We start from the raw sequence: 17417 nt of genomic DNA, 5'->3' as shown, positions 1-17417 counted from the left end.
GCTCAATCGCCCCAGACATCGCCGGCCTTCACGAAGCCGCTCTGGCCGTCGCGATGGCGGACCTTGACCCAGCCATTGTTGGGGCTTTCCAGCATCTCCAGCAGGACCGACTTGTCGGCCGTGAAGACCACCGGGCTACCCTCATCGGCGGCATTGAAAATGCGCGCATTGGCCACCGACACCACCAGCATGCGCTTGGGCGTCAAGGCCTTGGAGGAGATCCAGGACAGCGTACCGGCGGCATCCCTGACCTTGCTCCAGTCGCCATAGGTCAGCACCACCTCGACCGGCATGCCGCGCGGCGCGACATAGACGCGGCGGCCCTTTTCGGAGGGGGCATCGTACATGATGGCGGGCGAGGCGCCGACCGACTTGAAGTCCAGGGCCAGGGCGTCCTTGGCCATGAAGGCGCCGAGCAGGGTGGCGCAAAGAATCAGGGGCAGGCGTTTCATCGTGAAGGTCTCCGCAGAAGGGAAAGCGCCGCAGCACAGGCTGCGGCGGCTCGTTGTCGTGCCGGGCTGCCGCAGGGTTGCGGCCGGCACCGGCAGGCGGACAGGGGGAAACCCGATCAGTTGACGGCGGTGGAGCCGTTGTTGACCAGGGTCGCGCCTTGTTGCTCGGCCAGGGCCTGCAGGCGCTGCTGGTAGAACACCTCGAAGTTGATCTCGGCCAGGTGCACCGGCGGGAAACCGGCGCGGGTGATGGCGTCGGCGATGTTGGCGCGCAGGTACGGGTAGATGATGTTGGGGCAGCCGATGCCCAGCAGCGGGTCCAGCTGTTCGGCCGGCACGTTGCGGATCTCGAAGATGCCGGCTTGCTTGCCCTCGACCAGGAAGGCCACCTTGTCCTTGACCTTGGCGGTCACGGTGATGGTCACGGTTGATTCGAACACGCCTTCAGCCAGCGCTTCGGCACCGACGTCCACCGACACTTCGATCGAAGGGGCTTCCTGTTCCAGGAAGATGGCCGGGGAATTCGGCTGCTCCAGCGACAGATCCTTCAGGTAGACGCGCTGGATCTGGAAAACGGGTTGCTCTTGGGCTTCTTGGTTCTGTTCCGACATGGATCTCTTTCAGGTTCGGTGAATCGATAGGGGGGAGTGTGCTGCCCTGGCGTCAGGCTTGCAGCAGCGGGTCCAGCTTGCCGGCACGGTCCAGTGCGCTCAGGTCATCGAAGCCGCCGACATGGGTGTCGCCGACATAGATCTGGGGCACGGTACGGCGGCCGGTCTTTTGCATCATCAGCTCACGCTGCTGAGGTTCGAGATCCACGCGGATCTTTTCGATCTGCGTGATTCCCTTGCTGGCCAGCAAACGCTCGGCCATCATGCAATACGGGCACACGGCGGTGCAGTACATGGTCACGGGGGCGCTCATTTTGCCTCCTTGGTGGTCAGCGGCAGGCCTTGGCCCTGCCAGGCGGCGATGCCGCCGTTCAAGCCGTAGACTTCGGTGAAGCCGGCCTTCTTCAGGGAAGCTTCGGCACGGTTGGCCTGAGTGCCGGTCTGGCACACCACGATGACCGGGCGGCCCTTGAGCTTGTCGAGCTCGCCGATGCGCTGCGGCAACTCTTTCAAGGGAATGTTGCGGGCGTCGCGCAGGTGGCCGGCGGCGAATTGTTCGGCATCACGCACGTCCAGCACCAGCACCTTGCCCTGGTTGAGCATCTGCGTGGCCTGCAACAGACTGAGCTTGTTGCCGCGCTGCTGCAGGTAGGGAACCAGCAGCGCACCGCCCGAGACCAAGGCCAGGGCGATCAGGAAAATATTGTCGATGATGAATTTCACGGCAGTCCAATGAGTTTACTGAATCCCGGCATTATAAAATAGAAGCATTCGCGGTTTGCATCCGGACCGAACAGTCTAGTCTAAGGTGTGCACCCGGTCTCGCGTAGTCGATCTTTGGGGCAGCCGCAGCGGTTTATCCATCATCAATACAAGTCCTGCTATGTACAAAATCGTATTCATGCGCCACGGCGAATCGACCTGGAACCTGGCCAACCGCTTCACCGGCTGGGTCGACGTCGACCTGACCGAAAAGGGCGTGGCTGAAGCCCGCCAGGCCGGCAAGCTGCTCAAGGAAGCCGGTTTCTCCTTCGACCTGGCCTACACCTCCGTGTTGAAGCGCGCCATCCGCACCCTCTGGACCACGCTGGACGAAATGGACCAGATGTACATCCCGATCAAGAACGACTGGCGCCTGAATGAACGCCACTACGGTGCCCTGCAGGGCCTGAACAAGGCCGAGACTGCCGCCCAGTACGGCGACGAGCAGGTGCTGGTCTGGCGCCGCAGCTACGACACCCCGCCCAACCCGCTGACCCCGGGCGAGGAGCGCGATGCCTTCGGCGATGCCCGCTACGCCGGCCTCTCGCGCGAGCAGGTGCCGCTGACCGAATGCCTCAAGGACACCGTGGCCCGCGTGCTGCCGGCCTGGAATGATGCCATCGCCCCGGCCATCCGCGCCGGCAAGCAGATCATCATCTCGGCGCACGGCAACAGCCTGCGCGCCCTGATCAAGTACCTGGACGGCATCAGCGACAACGACATCGTCGGCCTGAACATCCCCAACGGCCAGCCGCTGGTCTATGAACTGGATGCCGACCTCAAGCCTATCAAGAGCTACTACCTGGGCGACCAGTCCGCCATCGAGGCAGCGCTCAAGGCCGTGGCCAATCAAGGGAAGTCGAAATAAAACTGCGTTGCTCCAGCAAGACGCCGGCCGCACAGGCGGCGTCCCTTTCCGGAAAGTGCATTTTACCGGCGCGCTCGTCCCTGATACCGGGCGCGCCGCGGGGAGCCTTGCGCGTGCTGGTCGCGATGGCGTCCGGTCTGCTGCTGTGTGCAGCGGTCCAAGGCCAGCCGATCACCGAGCGCACCAGGCAGAAGCAGGCCGCCGAGAAGGAACAGGCCGACCTGCAGCAACGCCTGACCACCCTCAAGCGCGATATCGACCAGACCGAGACCGCCAAGGACAACGCCGCCGATGCCCTGGCCGCCTCCGAACAGGCGATTTCCAAAGCCAACCGTTCGCTGCGCGACCTGGCGCAGGAGCAGCAGGCCACCGAAGCGCGCCTGGCGCAGCTGGTCAAGCAGTTGAATGAACTGACCGCGCTGGTCAACGCCCAGCAGGCGCAGCTCTCCAAGCTGCTGCGCGAGCAATACGTGGCCGGCAATGAAGATCGCATCAAGCTGCTGCTCTCCGGGGACAACCCCAATCGCATCAACCGCGAGCTGCAGTACATGGGCTATGTCTCGCAAGCCCAGGCCAAGCTGATTGAAACGCTGCGCGCCAACCAGCAGGCGATCCGTGCCAACAAGGCCGATACCCAGAACGCCAAGTTCGAACTGGAAGAAATCGCCCAGGAAGAACTGGAGCAAAAGAAGGTGCTGGAACGCGAGAAGGGCCGCCGCCAGACCTTGCTCTCGCAGCTTTCCACCAAACTCAACGCCCAGCGCCAGGAAGCCGGCCGCATCGAGCAGGACCAGCAGCGCCTCTCCAGCCTGGTGGACAAGCTGGCGCAGATCATCGAGCAGCAGAAAAAGGCCGAAGCCGAGGCTCGCGAGAAACGTCGCCAGGAACAATTGGCCAAAGCCAAGGCCGAACGCGAGAAGCGTCTGGCTGAACAGCGTGCCCGCGCCGAAAAGCGCGCCGCCGAAGCGGCCAGGGCCGCCAAGGAAGGCAAGCCGGCGCCGAAGATGCCCGATCCGGCCGACGCCATCGATGATGACGAACCACCGCAACAGGCTTCGCTGGGCCGCAACGACACGCTGCCCGAGCCGCAGGCGGACAACTTCGGCAAGCCCTTTGCCAGCCTGCGCGGACAATTGCATTTGCCGGTCAAGGGTGACCTCATGTCGAAGTTCGGCAGCCGGCGCGGTGACGGGCCGACCAGCCGGGGCCTCTTCATCCGCGCTCACGAAGGGGCGGAAGTGCGGGCGGTGGCGGCAGGACGCGTGGTCTTCGCGGATTGGTTGCGCGGTTTCGGCAACCTGATCATCGTCGATCACGGCAACCAGTACATGACCATTTACGGCAACAACCAGTCGGTATTGAAACGTGCCGGTGACCTGGTCAAGACCGGGGAAACCATTGCCACTGCAGGCAACAGCGGCGGCAATGAGCAATCGGGTTTATACTTTGAAATGCGGTATCAAGGCCGCGCATTCGACCCACAGGGGTGGGTAACTTCTAGGTGACACATGGGCAGCAAACTCAAGAATATCGGTTTGATCGGGTTGGGCATGGTGGCAGGTGCCACTGCGATGATTCAGTTCGACGCCATCGCGCAAAAGAATGCAACGGCGTCGCTGCCCCTGGAGGAGCTGCGCCAGATGGCCGACGTGTTCGGTCTCATCAAGTCGGATTACGTCGAACAGGTCGATGACAAGAAGCTGCTGACCGAGGCCATTTCCGGCATGGTCGCCTCGCTCGACCCGCACTCCGCCTATCTGGACAAGAAGGCCTACAAGGAGCTGCGTGAAGGCACCATGGGCAAGTTCGTGGGCCTGGGCATCGAGGTCGGCATGGAAGATGGCTACGTCAAGGTCATCTCCCCCATCGAGGATTCACCGGCCTTCCGCGCCGGGATCAAGGCCGGTGACCTGATCACCCGCCTGGACAGCACCCCGGTCAAGGGCCTGACCCTGGATGAAGCCGTCAAGAAGATGCGCGGCGAACCCAACACCAAGATCACCCTGACCATCGCCCGCAAGGACGAAGACAAGCCCGTCATCCTGACCATCACCCGTCAGGAAATCCGCGTGCAGAGCGTCAAGTCCAAGGTGGTCGAACCGGGCTACGCCTGGCTGCGCGTGACCCAGTTCCAGGAACCGACGGTGGACGACATGTCCAAGAAGCTCGCCGCCATCTACGCCCAGGAACCCAACCTGAAGGGCATCGTGCTGGACCTGCGCAATGACCCGGGCGGCGTGCTGCCTGGTGCCATCGGCGTGGCGGCGGCCTTCCTGCCCAAGGATTCGGTGGTGGTCTCCACCAATGGCCAGCTTCCGAGTTCCAAGCAGACCTTCTATGCCAAGCGTGAGTATTACGCTGCCAACCCGCTGTCGGATCCGCTGTCGCGCCTGCCGGATGCCATCAAGAAGGTTCCGATGGTGGTCCTGATCAACAGCGGCTCGGCGTCGGCCTCCGAAATCGTGGCCGGTGCCCTGCAGGATTACAAGCGCGCCACCATCATGGGCACGCAGTCCTTCGGCAAGGGCTCGGTGCAATCGGTGATCGCACTGCCGCCGGAGAAGAACACCGCCGTCAAGCTGACCACCGCCCGCTACTACACGCCCAAGGGCCGTTCCATCCAGGCGCGCGGCATCGTGCCGGACATCATGGTGGACGAATACCCGGATGGCGATGGCTTGAACGGCCTGCGCCTGCGTGAAGCCGATCTCTCCAAGCACCTGACCAACGACACCGACAAGTCCGCTGAAGTCAAGGCCAAGGCCATGGATGAACAGTCTGAAGAGCGCCTGATCGCCGCCGAGAAGAAGCGCAAGCCGCTGGAATTCGGCAGCAAGGACGACTTCCAGCTGACCCAGGCGCTGAACCAGTTGAAGGGGTTGCCGGTGAAGGTCTCCAACGCCAAGCCGGAAGTGCGCAATGAAGAAGGCAAGAACGACACCCCGGTGAAGGACGAGCGCAAGGATAACAAGGCGCCCGCCGAAAAGATCGACACCACCAAGTAATACGCCGCCTGCGGGCAGGCACATCGGGCCGCTAGCACTTGCCAGCGGCCCTTTTTTTCATCTCAACCGTGTCGGATATGACGATGGATGACCAACAGCTGCTGCGCTACTCGCGCCACATCCTGCTCGACGAGATCGACATCGAAGGCCAGACCCGCCTGCTGCAAGGCCATGCCCTGGTGATCGGTGCCGGCGGCCTGGGCTCGCCGGCGGCCATGTACCTGGCGTCGGCCGGGGTAGGCCACATCACCCTGGTGGATCACGACACCGTCGATCTCACCAACCTGCAACGCCAGATCATGCACACCACCGCGCGCGTGGGCCAGCCCAAGGTCGCGTCCGGACGCGAAGCCTTGCAGCAGATCAACCCCGGCGTGCAGGTCACGGCCCTGGCCGAGCGGGTCGATGGCGAGCGCCTGCAGGCGCTGGTGGCGGCGGCGGACGTGGTCCTGGACTGCAGCGACAATTTTGCCACCCGCCATGCGGTCAACCGCGCCTGCGTGGCGGCCGGGGTGCCGCTGGTGTCGGGCGCGGCGATCCGCTTCGATGGCCAGGTCAGCGTGTTCGACCCGCGCCAGGATGCCAGCCCCTGCTATGCCTGCCTGTTCCCGCCCGAGCGCGAGTTCGAGGAAGTGCAATGTTCCACCATGGGCGTATTCTCGCCCCTGGTCGGCATCATCGGCACCATGCAGGCAGCCGAGGCCATCAAGCTGGTGGCCGGTATCGGCCGCTCGCTGGCCGGGCGCCTCCTGATCCTGGATGCGCGCGAGATGGAATGGACCAGCATCGGCATCGGCCGCGACCGCCATTGCCCGGTGTGTGCCCAGCGGCACGGATAGGCAGGGGGTGCGGCCGATGGCACGCATCGCCGCTTCCATCGGGCCCCGTTCTTCTGGTATAAACACGGATGGATGTTGCAATGCAAATAGCATGCAGCATGCAGCATGCGCCAGGCTGATGTTCCGAACGACGACAATTCACAAGCGCGATCAGCCCGCCCCGCCTAGCCCGTCACAGGGGAAGTCATGAACCGCTCCATGAACCGGAACGCCGCCCGAGGAGATGGCCAGCGGGCCGCCGCGCCAAAGGCTTGGCATACTGAATCGTTGGTGTACAATCCTTGACCGCGAAAAAGCGTACGCCATCGGCAACGCGCCCCGGTCCTGACGGCCCGGCGCTGCGCACTGATCGCGTCAACGTCAATCGAAGAGGTGCCAACGCGGCAAGGGAAGTGGATTCACAAGCGACCTGTTCCGGCAGCCGTGCATCAGCCGGGAATGGATATAGTTGAAAAACCCGTAGTATTGAAAGTAAGCGAAGTGGCAACCAAGACTCCCAAAACTACCCCTGCAGCGCAGTTGCTGACCGAGGAACAAATCCTCAAGATGGACGAGAAGGACTACATGAACGAAGCGCAGCTTGCTTTCTTCAAGGCCCGTCTCCAGCAGCTGGAAAAGGATCTGCTCAAGAACGCGGATGAAACCACCGAACACCTGCGCGAGACCGTGCTGGTGCCGGACCCGGCCGACCGCGCCACCATCGAGGAAGAACACGCGCTGGAACTGCGCACCCGCGACCGCGAGCGCAAGCTGCTCAAGAAGGTGCAGCAATCCATCGTCTCCATCGACAATGGCGAGTACGGCTGGTGTGAAGAAACGGGTGAACCGATCGGTATCCCCCGCCTGCTGGCGCGTCCGACCGCGACCCTGTCGCTGGAAGCCCAGCAACGCCGCGAACTGAAGCAGAAACTCTACGGCGACTGATCTTCGCCTCGCACGATGACGCCTGCGCCATGCGGTGCGCAGGCGCAGTGCCGCTGTCGTTTCCAACCTGGTCCCGCCTCATGTACCGTCTGCGCGCCCTGCGAAGCTCTGCCGTCATCGCCCTGCTGGCGATGTCGCTGTTGTTCGCGCAGATGCTGGGTTTCGTGCACGGAATTGCGCACGCGGGCTGGGCACCGGGAACGGTCCATTCGCTGATCAGCGAAGCCCTGTTCGATGAAGGCGAGAAGGCCCACGCCGATCCCGCTGCCGCCGATGGGCAGGATGCCCATCATCACCACGCCCACGACCTGCACCACTCCTGCGTGGCCTATGACGCCGCCGCCCTGTCGGCCGGTGTGCACTTCGATTTTCCTCCCCTGCCGCTGCTGCCGCCGGTGCGCGTGCTGGCCCTGTGGCTGGCTTTCGCGTCCTGGGACGCACCGCTGAACTGCCATTTCTCCTCGCGCGCCCCGCCGCGCTGAATTCCCTCCCGCTGCAATACCCGCCTGACTGGTTACCGGTTGTCGCTCGCGCATCCGTGCGTGGTGCCGCGTCGTCCTGACGCCGTCGCCGCGCGTGATCGCGTGTTGACGGCCGGTGTATCCGCGCCGCCCGTTTCCCTCACGACAAGTGGCGGCGCCTTCTGCATAACAAGGAATTCACATGGCTTTTCAACGCCAACGCATCGCCTCGGCCGTCTTCTCGGCCCTGGCGGCCTGGTCCGTATCCGCAGTCGCCCAGACTGCCGACACCAGCGCCACCCCTGCTGCAACCACTGCCACGCCTGCGGCCCAACCGGCCCTGCAACCCATCGTCGTCACCGCGACGCCTTTCGCCTCGCAGGAAGACGTGCAGGTCCTGACACCCGCCAAGGTCATCGCCGGAGACGAACTGCGCAACAAGCTCGGCAATTCGCTGGGTGATACGCTCTCGGGCGAACTGGGCGTGTCCGCCAGCGCCTTCGGTGCCGGCGCCTCGCGTCCCATCATCCGCGGCATGGAAGGTCCGCGCGTGATGATCTTGCAGAACGGCATGGGCGTCTCCGACGTCTCCACCGTCTCCAACGATCATGCGGTGGCCACCGAAGCCGCGACCGCCCGCCAGATCGAGATCCTGCGTGGCCCGGCCGCGCTGCTGTATGGCTCGGGCGCCATCGGCGGACTGGTCAACGTGGTCAATGACCGCATCCCCACCGAGCTGGTCGGCAAGCCCACCGGCACCGTCGAAGGCCGCTATGGCACCGTCGATGGCGAAAAGAACACGTCTTTCTCGCTCGATACCTCGGCCGGCCAGATCGGCCTGCACCTGGACGGCAACTACCGCGATACCGACAACTACAAGATCCCCGGCAACGTGCGCCAGGGTGATGGCAGCAGCGCGTCGGGGCGCCTGCCTAATTCCTTCACCCACGAGACCAGCCTGGGTGGCGGCATCTCCTACGTCACCAACTGGGGTTACATCGGCCTGTCGGCGGCGACGCTGGACGATCACTACGGTATCCCGACCGACGAAAAGTCCTTCATCGACCTGCACCAGAACCGCTACGACCTCGATACCGTGGTCAACAACCCCTTCGCCGGCATCGAGAAATTCCGCTTCCGCATGGGGTACACCGACTACAGCCACATCGAGAAGGCGGAGGATGGCACGCCCAACACGGTCTTCGCCAACCGTGCCGTGCAGACCCGCTGGGAACTGACGCACGCCCCGCTGGCCGGCTGGCACGGCACCTTCGGCGTGCAGACCGAGCAGAGCAACTACTCGGCCCTCACGCCCGATACCGGGGTCTCCGAGCTGACCCCGCCCACGCGGTCGAGGTCCTTTGCCGGCTTCCTGGTGGAAGAACGCCAGTTCGGCCAGGTGCTGGCCAGCGCCGGCCTGCGCGCCGAGAGCGTGAGCCGTCGTCCGGACAGCGGCAGCGGCCTGCCGGGACGCGATTTCAGCCTGGTGTCCTGGTCCACCGGCGGCCTGTGGACCTTCCAGCCCGGTTACGGCCTGGGCCTGACCTATTCCTTTGCCCAGCGTGCGCCGACGGTGGAGGAGCTCTATTCCAACGGTCCCCATGAGTCGACCTCCACCTACGACATCGGTGACAACCAGTTGAAGAAGGAAACGTCACACAACATCGAGCTGACCCTGCAGAAGACCGAAGGTCTGGTGCGCTGGAAGGGCAATGTCTTCCGCAACAAGGTCAACAACTACATCTACGGCCGTACCAACGGCCAGGTGGACGATACCGGCACGGCTGATCCCGATGGCGAATTCACCCAGCGCTTCTGGTCGCAGGGCGATGCCACCATCCGCGGGGTGGAAGCCGAGGTCACGTACAACTGGAACGGCGAAGGCATGTCCGGCCGGGTCTTTGCCGATACCTCGCGCGGCACGCTCGACAATCTCGGCAACCTGCCCCTGCAACCGTCCACCCGTTACGGTATCGAGCTGGGCTACAAGACCGGCCCCTGGGCCAGCGGCGTGAAGGTCTTGCGCGCGCAGAAGCAGGATCGCCTGGCGTCCTTCGAAACCTATGAGACCCCGTCCTATACCCAGCTGGACGCCAACCTGTCCTATACCCAGCGCCTCAACGGCGTGAAGCTGACCTGGTTCGCACTGGCCCGCAACCTGCTGAACCAGGACATCCGCTTGTCCACGTCGGTGCTGCGCGAGACGGTACCGCTGGGTGGCCGCAACTTCATCGTGGGGGTACGCACCGCCTTCTGAGCGATATGAATGAAACGCCAGCTGCCCCGGGCAGCGGCGTCCACGGGTGCCAGCGGGAGACTGCGCCTCCCGCCAGCGCGGCTTGCCCGGCCGTCTCCGCAAGGAGGCTGCCGGGCTTTTTTTCGCCTGTATCGCCCATATGAAGCAACAGGTCAATTTTCCGGATTTTTTGCGGGCCGATTACGGTGCCGGCGGGAAATCCAGAACAGTATCGTTCACACGGTTGAACAGGTTGGTGAAGGTAATCGCAGTGACGGCCAGCAGCGTATCGACGATCTGGGCATCGCTGTAGACCGCGCGCACGCGTTCGACCACATCGGCTGGCACGGTGCCACGGGTAGCAACCAGGCGGCGGGCGAAGTCGGCCAGCACATCCAGGCGGTCATCGCCCGAGGGACGGTCATGGCGCACGCCGTCGATGGCCTGGGCGGAGAGGCCGACTTTCTTGCCCATGAGCGAGTGGGCGGCCAGGCAGTAGTCGCAACCGGACTGTTCACTCACGGCCAGCTTGATGGCTTCGATTTCCTTGGCCGACAGGCTGCTCTTGCGCAGGGCGCCATCCAGGTGCAGGGCCGATTCCAGCGCTACCGGGCTCAGGCTGCCGATGCCGGCATAGGCGTTGGGCACCATCCCGACGGCGGACTTGATGGCGGCAAACAGTTGGGCGGCCTGGCCGCTGGCTTCGCTGATGGGGGCAGTGTTCAAACGGGACATGATATTTCTCCTTGATGAGGTCAGCGCCGTGGCCGGGGCAGGATTGCCGCTGGTCCGTGTTGCGCATGGACGTACTGTAGGCTTCCAGGATGAAATTATGAATGCTTGAAAATGACATAAAATTGCTCAAAAAGCTCAAAAAGGAAAATGATGGATGCCCTCAGCCGCCTGCTGTCCCTGCATCCGGTGCGTGCCGCGCTGGATATCCGCTGCCGTTTCGGGCAGCCATGGAACCTGCCGCATGCGGCCTTGCCAGCGGGGGTGGCGCCTTATCACTTCATCCTCGAGGGTCGGGCGCAGCTGCGCCTGGCAGCGGGCGAGCCTTTGCTGCTGGAGGCTGGCGACCTGGTGGTGCTCACGCGGGGCGCTGCCCATGATCTGTTCATCGCGCCCATTGGCGAAGCCATCGCGGCGCGCCCGGGCGTGACTGCAGCGCCGGTGCAACTGAATGTGAATGATGAGGAGGCGGGCGGCGCGCAGCCGCTGTCGGATTTCCTCTGTGGACAATTCCATTTCGATGCCCCGCATTCCAACGCCCTGGTGCAGGCGCTGCCGGAAGTCTTGCTGGTGCGGGGCAGGCTGCTGCCGCCAGGGGATGGCCTGCACACCCTGGCCACCTTGCTGCGCAACGAGTGCGGTGGCGCCGATGGTCGCGGGGAATTGCGCGCCGGCGCCCAGGCAGTGGTGGCCGGGCTGGCGGCGGCGCTGTTTGGTCTGGCCGTGCGCGCCTGGCTGGCCCAGGGCGGGCCGCAGCCGGGTTTGCTGGCGCTGCTGGCGCATCCCGGCCTGCAAGCTGCCATGCAGGCCATGCTGGATGCTCCGCAGCAGGAATGGACGCTGCCTCGCCTGGCAACGCTGTGCCACATGTCGCGTGCGACCTTCGTGCGGCGCTTCCAGGAGGTCGGCGGCACTACGCCAGGCGAACTCCTGCAGCAGTTGCGCATGGCGCGCGCTGCGCAGCTATTGAGCTACAGCAAAATGGGCACGGCCCAGATCGGCGAAGCTGTGGGGTATCAGTCCGAAGCAGCGTTCAACCGGGTATTCAAGAAGTTCAGCGGGATGGGGCCGGGGGCGTACCGGCGCAAGGGCAGGCTGGAGCAAGGGCAGGGGCCGGCCCCGGAAGAGGGTGTGCAGGAGCCGGCGATCAGCGGATAGGCAGGCGGATGGTGTTCTTCACCTCTTCCATCACCGCATAGGTGTGGGTCTCGCGCACACCCTTCAATTGCAGCAGCGACTTGCCCAGGAATTCACGATAGGCGTTCATGTCCTTGACCCGCGACTTGACCAGGTAATCGAAGCCGCCGGCCACCATGTGGCATTCCATGATCTCGGGGATGCTCTGCACGCTCTTCTTGAATTCGGCAAAGACATCCGGCGTGGTACGGTCCAGCACCACTTCGATGAAGACCAGCAGGGAGACATCCAGCAGTTCCGGATTCAGCTGTGCCGCATAACCCAGGATATAGCCGGCTTCCTGCAGTTTGCGAACCCGCTCCAGGCAAGCGGCCGGCGACAGGTTCACGCGGCCGGCGAGGTCGACGTTGCTGATGCGGCCGTCGTTTTGCAGCTCCGCCAGAATTTTCTTGCTGATCTTGTCGAGTCCGGCCATGGTTTCTGAACTTTATTCAGTTAAAAATATATAGAGAAAATTTTATTCCGATTATAAGGGGAATAAGCGCGCCTAATATCAAGGAAGAGTCAATAGAATCCTCCCTCATAAAAAACATAACGTAATGCGGGCATGAAGCGAAGTTCACCTCGTTTCTGCGCGGATCACAGCAGTATCTCGACAACAGATTTGACGAGTTTTGTTTGCCAGGTCCAGCCTGCGCGCGGCCGTGAAAACCGGCCTGACGCGCTGGGCCCGGCATCAACGGAATGCACCGCTCTTGCCCACGAGGCAGGGGATGGCGCAAATCCTGCTTTTCCGGCGTTTTCAATGCAATCACCCACCGCAGTCTGACTTTCTAGAAGAGAGGAAACACCCCATGTTCAAGCGCGTCTCCGGACTCAATATCATCGCCGCCTCGCTGGCGCTGATCCCTGCTTTCGCCATGGCGCAGGAAACCCAGGTCGTCAAGATCGGTTTCTCCAGCCCGCTGACCGGTCCCCAGGCATCGGCCGGCAAGGACAACCAGGGCGGCCTGATGATGGCCGTCGAGCGTCTGAATGCGCAACCCATCACCGTGGGCGGCAAGAAGATCAAGTTCGAAGTCATCGCCGAAGATGACCAGGCCGACCCCAAGCAGGGCGTGGCCGTGGCACAGAAGCTGGCTGACCAGGGCGTCAAGGCCATCGTCGGTCCCTACAACTCGGGCGTGACCATTCCTGCCTCGCGCGTCTACAACGATGCCGGCATCGTGGTGGCCACCGTGGCCTCCAACCCCAAGATCACCCAGCAAGGTTTTGCCACCCTGTTCCGCGTGGCCGCCAGCGACAGCCAGCTGGGTGGCAAGATGGCCCTGTACGCAGCCAAGGAACTGAAACTCAAGCGCGTGGCCGTCATCGATGACCGCACCGCCTACGGCCAGGGCCTGGCCGAGGAATTCGCCAAGGTCGCCAAGGCCAACGGCATCGAAGTCATCAGCAAGGACTTCACCAACGACAAGGCTACCGACTTCACCGCCATCCTGACCTCCATCAAGGGCAAGAAGCCCGACGCCGTGTTCCTGGGCGGCTACGCTCCCCAAGGCGGCCCGATCAAGCGCCAGATGAAGCAGCTGGGCATCGACGTGCCGCTGATGGGCGGCGACGGCATCTGTTCCCCGGAAATGGGTCGCCTGGGTGGCGACGCCATCGGCGAAACCGTCTACTGCACCCAGGGCGGCACCATGCTGGACAAGGCCAAGGATGGCAAGGTCTTCGCTGACGACTACCAGAAGAAGTTCAGCCGTCCTGCAGAAACCTATGCGGTCTCGTTCTACGATGGCATGATGCTGATTGCACAAGCCATGAAGCAGTCCAACTCGGTCGAACCCAAGACCTTCGGTCCGGCCCTGGCCAAGATCAGCTACAAGGGTGTGGCCGGCCAGTACGACTTCGACGAAAATCACGACCTGAAGCAATCGCCCGTGACCGTCTATCGCTTCAAGGATGGCCTGCCGGTTCCCCTGACCAGCTACTGATCGGTCCCCGGTCCTTTCTCTGGCCCGGTCCTGCCGCCCGCATGAGCGGGCGGTATGCCAGGCTCCAGTCCCAGCTCCACATTGCAGTACCCCGCTTCCCGCCGGTTCCGACCGGCCCGGGAGCGGTTTGCCGTACCCGCTTGCGGTGCCGAGGCCGGTGCCGCAGTGTTACCCTCTGCCCTGGCGGACCCGCAGCATATTCGGAAGGAAGACCATGCTCAGCTATACCCGTACCGTCCAGACCATCGATGCCCACACCGGCGGCGAACCGCTGCGCATCGTGGTCTCGGGCCTGCCCAAGATCCCGGCCGGCACCATCCTGGAGCAGCGCGCCTGGCTGCGTGAACATCGCGACGACCTGCGCCGCTTCCTGATGAACGAACCGCGCGGCCATGCCGACATGTACGGCGCCTACCTGCTGCCGCCGGTCACCGCCGGTGCCGACTTCGGCGTCATCTTCATTCACAACGAAGGCTACAGCGACATGTGCGGCCACGGCATCATCGCCCTGGGCAAGGTGCTGGTCGAGATGGGCTACGTCGAACGCACGCAGCCGCAGACCCGCATCTGCTTCGATGCCCCGGCCGGCTTCATCGAAGCCTTCGTCGAGTGGGATGGCGTGCGCGCCGGCAAGGTCAGCTTCAACAACGTACCTGCTTTCATCTATCGCCGCGACGTCGAAGTCGAGACGCCCGGGTTTGGCAAGATCACCGGTGACATCGTCTTCGGTGGCGCCTTTTACTACTACATCAATGCGGCGCAAGCCGGTCTCACGGTCAAGCCTGAACTGGTGCGCCAGCTGATCCAGCTGGGTGCCGAGACCAAGGCTGCCGTCATGGCCAAGGTCGCCATCGCCCATCCCCTGGAGCCGGGCCTCAACACGCTGTATGGCACCATCATCGACAGCGAACCCAATTTCCCGGGAGCGGACCAGTCCAATGTCTGCATCTTCGCCGACCGCGAAGTGGACCGCTCGCCCACCGGCACCGGTACCTCGGGCCGCGCGGCCCAGCTGTTCCTGCGCGGCCAGCTGGCGCTGGACCAGCACTACGTCAACGGCAGCATCGTCGGCAGCAACTTCGGCGTGCGCGTGACTGCTGCCACCAAGGTGGGCGACTTCGATGGCGCCCTCACCGAGGTGAGCGGCTACGCCCACATCATGAGTACCAACCAGTGGGTGCTGGAAGAGTCCGATCCCTTCCCGACCGGTTTCTTCCTGCGCTGACTTTCCCACAGGATTCCCATGCATATCCTCGACTCCCTCCAGACCGCGCAGGCCCTGCCTTACTCCGCACTGGTCGATGCCCTCGCACGCGCCGCGCAGGAACTGGCCAGCGGTGCCATCCGCGCGCCGGAACGCCAGGTCGTTCCCATCGATGGCAACAGCGTCTTGCTGGGCATGCCGGCCATTGCCGAGGATCTCTCGGTGACCAAGCTCATCACCGTGCATGGCGACAATGCCCGCCATCAGCTGCCCGCCATCCAGGGTGAGGTGATCGCCTTCGAGACGGATACAGGACGCCGCCTGGCCCTGATGGATGGCCCGACCGTGACCGCCCGCCGTACCGCTGCGATGAGCCTGCTGGGCATCCGCACGCTGTTGCCGCGCACGCCCCGATCGGCGCTGCTGATCGGCACCGGCGCGCAGGCGGCCGCGCATGCTGATGCGCTGGCCGAGGTGTTTGGTGTGCGTCAGTTCTGGGTGGCCGCACGTGACCTGGCCCGTACCCAGGCCTTCTGCCGGTCAGTCAGCGAACGCCATCCGCTGGTCGTGGCCAGTCCGCTCCCGGCACAGATGTTGCAACAGGATCTACCGCGCACCGATGTGGTGATTGCCTTGACCACGTCGCGCGTGGCCGTGATTCCCGAACAGGTCGCGGCCGATACGCTGGCCATCGGCGTGGGCGCCTTCAAGCCGGACATGGTGGAGTTCCCGGCCAGCCTGCTGCATGCACGCCGCATCGTGGTCGATGACCTGGCCGGCGCGCACCACGAAGCCGGCGACCTGATCCAGGCCAAGGTGGACTGGGCGGGGGTGGCCGGTATCGGCGATGTGCTGTCCGGCAAGATTGCGCCGGACACGCTCGGCAGCGCGGGGGCGCTGCCGGTGTTCAAGACCGTGGGCCAGGCCGCGTGGGACCTGGCGGCAGCGCGCGTGATGCGCACCACACTGGGGATATGAAAAATTGCGCGTGCATGCGCGCCTAATTTGATAAATAATTTACGCTTTTTTCGCGAACGCTCGTGCGTTTGCGGTTTCCTTGCAGTTTCCTGACGTTTCACAACAATCATCCTCCTGAAGGAGACACCGTTTCATGGACATTTTCATCCAGCAGATCATCAACGGATTGGTGCTAGGCAGCATGTACGCACTGATTGCCCTGGGCTACACCATGGTGTACGGGGTGCTGAACCTGATCAACTTTGCCCACGGCGACATCCTGATGGTAGGGGCCATGGTCGGCCTGTCGATCCTCAAATTGGTGCAGCAGGTGGCGCCTGACCTGCCGGGCATCGTCAAGCTGATCATCGCCATCGTGGGGGCCATCCCGGTGTGCGTGATCGTGAGCTTGCTGATCGAACGCATCGCTTATCGTCCGCTGCGCAATGCACCGCGCCTGGCGCCGCTGATCACCGCCATCGGCGTGTCGATCCTGCTGCAGACCTTCGCCATGATGATCTGGGGCCGCAGCCCGCTGCCGTTCCCGCAGATCATGCCGTCGAACCCTGTCAACATCGCCGGTGCCCTGATCTCGCCGACCCAGATCATGCTGTTGATCCTGGCCCTGGCCGCGATGATCGGCCTGGTGCTGATCGTGGAGAAGACCAAGATGGGCCGCGCCATGCGCGCCACCGCCGAGAACCCGCGCATCGCCGGTCTGATGGGCGTGGACGCCAACCGCGTCATCATCGTCACCTTCGCCATCGGCGCCGCACTGGCCGCCATCGCCGGCGTGATGTGGGCCGCCAACTATTCCACCGCGCAATTCGCCATGGGCTTCGTGCCGGGCCTTAAGGCCTTCTCGGCAGCGGTGCTGGGCGGTATCGGCAACATCTACGGCGCCATGCTGGGCGGCATCCTGCTGGGCCTGATCGAAAGCCTGGGCGCCGGTTACATCGGCGACCTGACCGGCAACTTCCTGGGCAGCAACTACCAGGACATCTTCGCCTTCATCGTGCTGATCATCGTGCTGACCCTGCGTCCGTCCGGGATCATGGGTGAGCGTGTTGCGGACCGTGCCTGAGTTTTTAAGATTTAAAACCTTAAAACTTAAAAACTTAAAAACAGAAACTTAGAAACTTGAGAAATCGGAAGAGAACACTATGGCTCTCATGACCTTCGACATGAAGCGCAACCCCCAGCAGGCGCGGTTCAGCCTGCTGGCGCTGTTGGCGCTG

General features: G+C 63.5%; 18 protein-coding genes. 12 read left to right on the top strand and 6 right to left on the bottom strand.

The features are described 5' to 3' along the window. Positions 1-2: 2 nt before the first annotated feature. The 4 genes from CEJ45_RS23060 to CEJ45_RS23045 all read right to left on the bottom strand — a co-directional run bounded on the left by CEJ45_RS23060 (position 3) and on the right by CEJ45_RS23045 (position 1786). Complete coding sequence (locus CEJ45_RS23060) at positions 3-452, bottom strand: SH3 domain-containing protein (RefSeq protein ID WP_039789605.1); 450 nt, start codon at positions 450-452, stop codon at positions 3-5. Between the two features lie 116 nt (positions 453-568). Continuing rightward, positions 569-1063 carry a protein-export chaperone SecB gene (gene secB, locus CEJ45_RS23055; protein ID WP_006464888.1) on the bottom strand — a complete coding sequence of 165 codons (495 nt, stop codon included), beginning with the start codon at positions 1061-1063 and terminating at the stop codon, positions 569-571. Between the two features lie 52 nt (positions 1064-1115). Then, the gene (gene grxC, locus CEJ45_RS23050; protein ID WP_034340510.1) at positions 1116-1376 is read right to left on the bottom strand and encodes a glutaredoxin 3; all 261 of its coding nucleotides are present in this window, start codon (positions 1374-1376) and stop codon (positions 1116-1118) included. Then, positions 1373-1786, bottom strand: coding sequence for a rhodanese-like domain-containing protein (locus tag CEJ45_RS23045; protein WP_088757369.1), 414 nt, complete (start codon positions 1784-1786; stop codon positions 1373-1375). Before CEJ45_RS23045 ends, grxC begins: the two co-directional genes overlap by 4 nt. A gap of 160 nt (positions 1787-1946) precedes the next feature. Between CEJ45_RS23045 and gpmA the strand changes: the two genes are divergently transcribed. From gpmA to CEJ45_RS23010, 7 genes are all read left to right on the top strand, one after another. After that, positions 1947-2693 carry a 2,3-diphosphoglycerate-dependent phosphoglycerate mutase gene (gene gpmA, locus CEJ45_RS23040; protein WP_088757368.1) on the top strand — a complete coding sequence of 249 codons (747 nt, stop codon included), beginning with the start codon at positions 1947-1949 and terminating at the stop codon, positions 2691-2693. A 125-nt stretch (positions 2694-2818) separates the two neighbouring features. After that, the gene (locus tag CEJ45_RS23035; RefSeq protein WP_187697732.1) at positions 2819-4198 is read left to right on the top strand and encodes a murein hydrolase activator EnvC family protein; all 1380 of its coding nucleotides are present in this window, start codon (positions 2819-2821) and stop codon (positions 4196-4198) included. Positions 4199-4201: 3 nt separating this feature from the next. Continuing rightward, positions 4202-5698, top strand: a complete 1497-nt coding sequence (locus tag CEJ45_RS23030) for a S41 family peptidase (RefSeq protein WP_088757366.1) — start codon at positions 4202-4204, stop codon at positions 5696-5698. An 83-nt stretch (positions 5699-5781) separates the two neighbouring features. Next, positions 5782-6537 carry a HesA/MoeB/ThiF family protein gene (locus CEJ45_RS23025; RefSeq protein ID WP_088757365.1) on the top strand — a complete coding sequence of 252 codons (756 nt, stop codon included), beginning with the start codon at positions 5782-5784 and terminating at the stop codon, positions 6535-6537. Between the two features lie 438 nt (positions 6538-6975). Next, positions 6976-7461 carry an RNA polymerase-binding protein DksA gene (gene dksA, locus CEJ45_RS23020; RefSeq protein ID WP_182993485.1) on the top strand — a complete coding sequence of 162 codons (486 nt, stop codon included), beginning with the start codon at positions 6976-6978 and terminating at the stop codon, positions 7459-7461. Between the two features lie 80 nt (positions 7462-7541). Continuing rightward, a complete protein-coding gene (locus CEJ45_RS23015) occupies positions 7542-7943 on the top strand; it encodes a hypothetical protein (RefSeq protein ID WP_088757364.1) in 402 nt (133 codons plus the stop codon). Positions 7944-8124: 181 nt separating this feature from the next. Then, complete coding sequence (locus CEJ45_RS23010) at positions 8125-10179, top strand: TonB-dependent receptor (RefSeq protein ID WP_088757363.1); 2055 nt, start codon at positions 8125-8127, stop codon at positions 10177-10179. A gap of 180 nt (positions 10180-10359) precedes the next feature. Here the strand turns inward: CEJ45_RS23010 and CEJ45_RS23005 are convergent, their stop codons facing one another. Then, entirely contained in the window at positions 10360-10893 is a 534-nt protein-coding gene (locus CEJ45_RS23005) for a carboxymuconolactone decarboxylase family protein (protein WP_088757362.1), read from the bottom strand. Positions 10894-11043: 150 nt separating this feature from the next. Between CEJ45_RS23005 and CEJ45_RS23000 the strand changes: the two genes are divergently transcribed. Continuing rightward, positions 11044-12048, top strand: coding sequence for an AraC family transcriptional regulator (locus tag CEJ45_RS23000; protein WP_088757361.1), 1005 nt, complete (start codon positions 11044-11046; stop codon positions 12046-12048). Here CEJ45_RS23000 and CEJ45_RS22995 read toward each other — a convergent pair. Continuing rightward, on the bottom strand, positions 12038-12502 hold the full coding sequence (locus CEJ45_RS22995) for an Lrp/AsnC ligand binding domain-containing protein (protein WP_034340473.1): 465 nt from the start codon (positions 12500-12502) through the stop codon (positions 12038-12040). The two genes, CEJ45_RS23000 and CEJ45_RS22995, sit on opposite strands and share 11 nt — an antisense overlap. 379 nt (positions 12503-12881) lie before the next feature. Between CEJ45_RS22995 and CEJ45_RS22985 the strand changes: the two genes are divergently transcribed. The 4 genes from CEJ45_RS22985 to CEJ45_RS22970 all read left to right on the top strand — a co-directional run bounded on the left by CEJ45_RS22985 (position 12882) and on the right by CEJ45_RS22970 (position 17263). After that, entirely contained in the window at positions 12882-14018 is a 1137-nt protein-coding gene (locus tag CEJ45_RS22985; RefSeq protein WP_088757359.1) for a branched-chain amino acid ABC transporter substrate-binding protein, read from the top strand. Between the two features lie 214 nt (positions 14019-14232). Continuing rightward, positions 14233-15243 (top strand): trans-3-hydroxy-L-proline dehydratase, encoded by a 1011-nt coding sequence (lhpH, locus tag CEJ45_RS22980; RefSeq protein WP_088757358.1) that lies wholly within the window; start codon positions 14233-14235, stop codon positions 15241-15243. A gap of 18 nt (positions 15244-15261) precedes the next feature. Beyond that, entirely contained in the window at positions 15262-16200 is a 939-nt protein-coding gene (locus CEJ45_RS22975) for a delta(1)-pyrroline-2-carboxylate reductase family protein (RefSeq protein ID WP_088757357.1), read from the top strand. A gap of 133 nt (positions 16201-16333) precedes the next feature. Beyond that, a complete protein-coding gene (locus CEJ45_RS22970; protein WP_088755204.1) occupies positions 16334-17263 on the top strand; it encodes a branched-chain amino acid ABC transporter permease in 930 nt (309 codons plus the stop codon). The last annotated feature ends 154 nt before the right edge of the window (positions 17264-17417 follow it).

Origin of the sequence: Herbaspirillum aquaticum (genome assembly GCF_002213425.1) — a bacterium.
GTDB classification, from domain to species: domain Bacteria; phylum Pseudomonadota; class Gammaproteobacteria; order Burkholderiales; family Burkholderiaceae_D; genus Herbaspirillum; species Herbaspirillum aquaticum.
This window is presented reverse-complemented; position numbering and strand designations above follow the sequence as displayed.

Excerpts from the sequence above, each read along its gene's own strand:
- CEJ45_RS23060 (WP_039789605.1), bottom strand. The coding sequence starts at position 452 with ATGAAACGCCTGCCCCTGATTCTTTGCGCCACCCTGCTCGGCGCCTTC.
- secB (WP_006464888.1), bottom strand. The coding sequence starts at position 1,063 with ATGTCGGAACAGAACCAAGAAGCCCAAGAGCAACCCGTTTTCCAGATC.
- grxC (WP_034340510.1), bottom strand. The coding sequence starts at position 1,376 with ATGAGCGCCCCCGTGACCATGTACTGCACCGCCGTGTGCCCGTATTGC.
- gpmA (WP_088757368.1), top strand. The coding sequence starts at position 1,947 with ATGTACAAAATCGTATTCATGCGCCACGGCGAATCGACCTGGAACCTG.
- CEJ45_RS23035 (WP_187697732.1), top strand. The coding sequence starts at position 2,819 with ATGGCGTCCGGTCTGCTGCTGTGTGCAGCGGTCCAAGGCCAGCCGATC.
- CEJ45_RS23030 (WP_088757366.1), top strand. The coding sequence starts at position 4,202 with ATGGGCAGCAAACTCAAGAATATCGGTTTGATCGGGTTGGGCATGGTG.
- CEJ45_RS23025 (WP_088757365.1), top strand. The coding sequence starts at position 5,782 with ATGGATGACCAACAGCTGCTGCGCTACTCGCGCCACATCCTGCTCGAC.
- dksA (WP_182993485.1), top strand. The coding sequence starts at position 6,976 with ATGGATATAGTTGAAAAACCCGTAGTATTGAAAGTAAGCGAAGTGGCA.
- CEJ45_RS23015 (WP_088757364.1), top strand. The coding sequence starts at position 7,542 with ATGTACCGTCTGCGCGCCCTGCGAAGCTCTGCCGTCATCGCCCTGCTG.
- CEJ45_RS23010 (WP_088757363.1), top strand. The coding sequence starts at position 8,125 with ATGGCTTTTCAACGCCAACGCATCGCCTCGGCCGTCTTCTCGGCCCTG.
- CEJ45_RS23005 (WP_088757362.1), bottom strand. The coding sequence starts at position 10,893 with ATGTCCCGTTTGAACACTGCCCCCATCAGCGAAGCCAGCGGCCAGGCC.
- CEJ45_RS23000 (WP_088757361.1), top strand. The coding sequence starts at position 11,044 with ATGGATGCCCTCAGCCGCCTGCTGTCCCTGCATCCGGTGCGTGCCGCG.
- CEJ45_RS22995 (WP_034340473.1), bottom strand. The coding sequence starts at position 12,502 with ATGGCCGGACTCGACAAGATCAGCAAGAAAATTCTGGCGGAGCTGCAA.
- CEJ45_RS22985 (WP_088757359.1), top strand. The coding sequence starts at position 12,882 with ATGTTCAAGCGCGTCTCCGGACTCAATATCATCGCCGCCTCGCTGGCG.
- lhpH (WP_088757358.1), top strand. The coding sequence starts at position 14,233 with ATGCTCAGCTATACCCGTACCGTCCAGACCATCGATGCCCACACCGGC.
- CEJ45_RS22975 (WP_088757357.1), top strand. The coding sequence starts at position 15,262 with ATGCATATCCTCGACTCCCTCCAGACCGCGCAGGCCCTGCCTTACTCC.
- CEJ45_RS22970 (WP_088755204.1), top strand. The coding sequence starts at position 16,334 with ATGGACATTTTCATCCAGCAGATCATCAACGGATTGGTGCTAGGCAGC.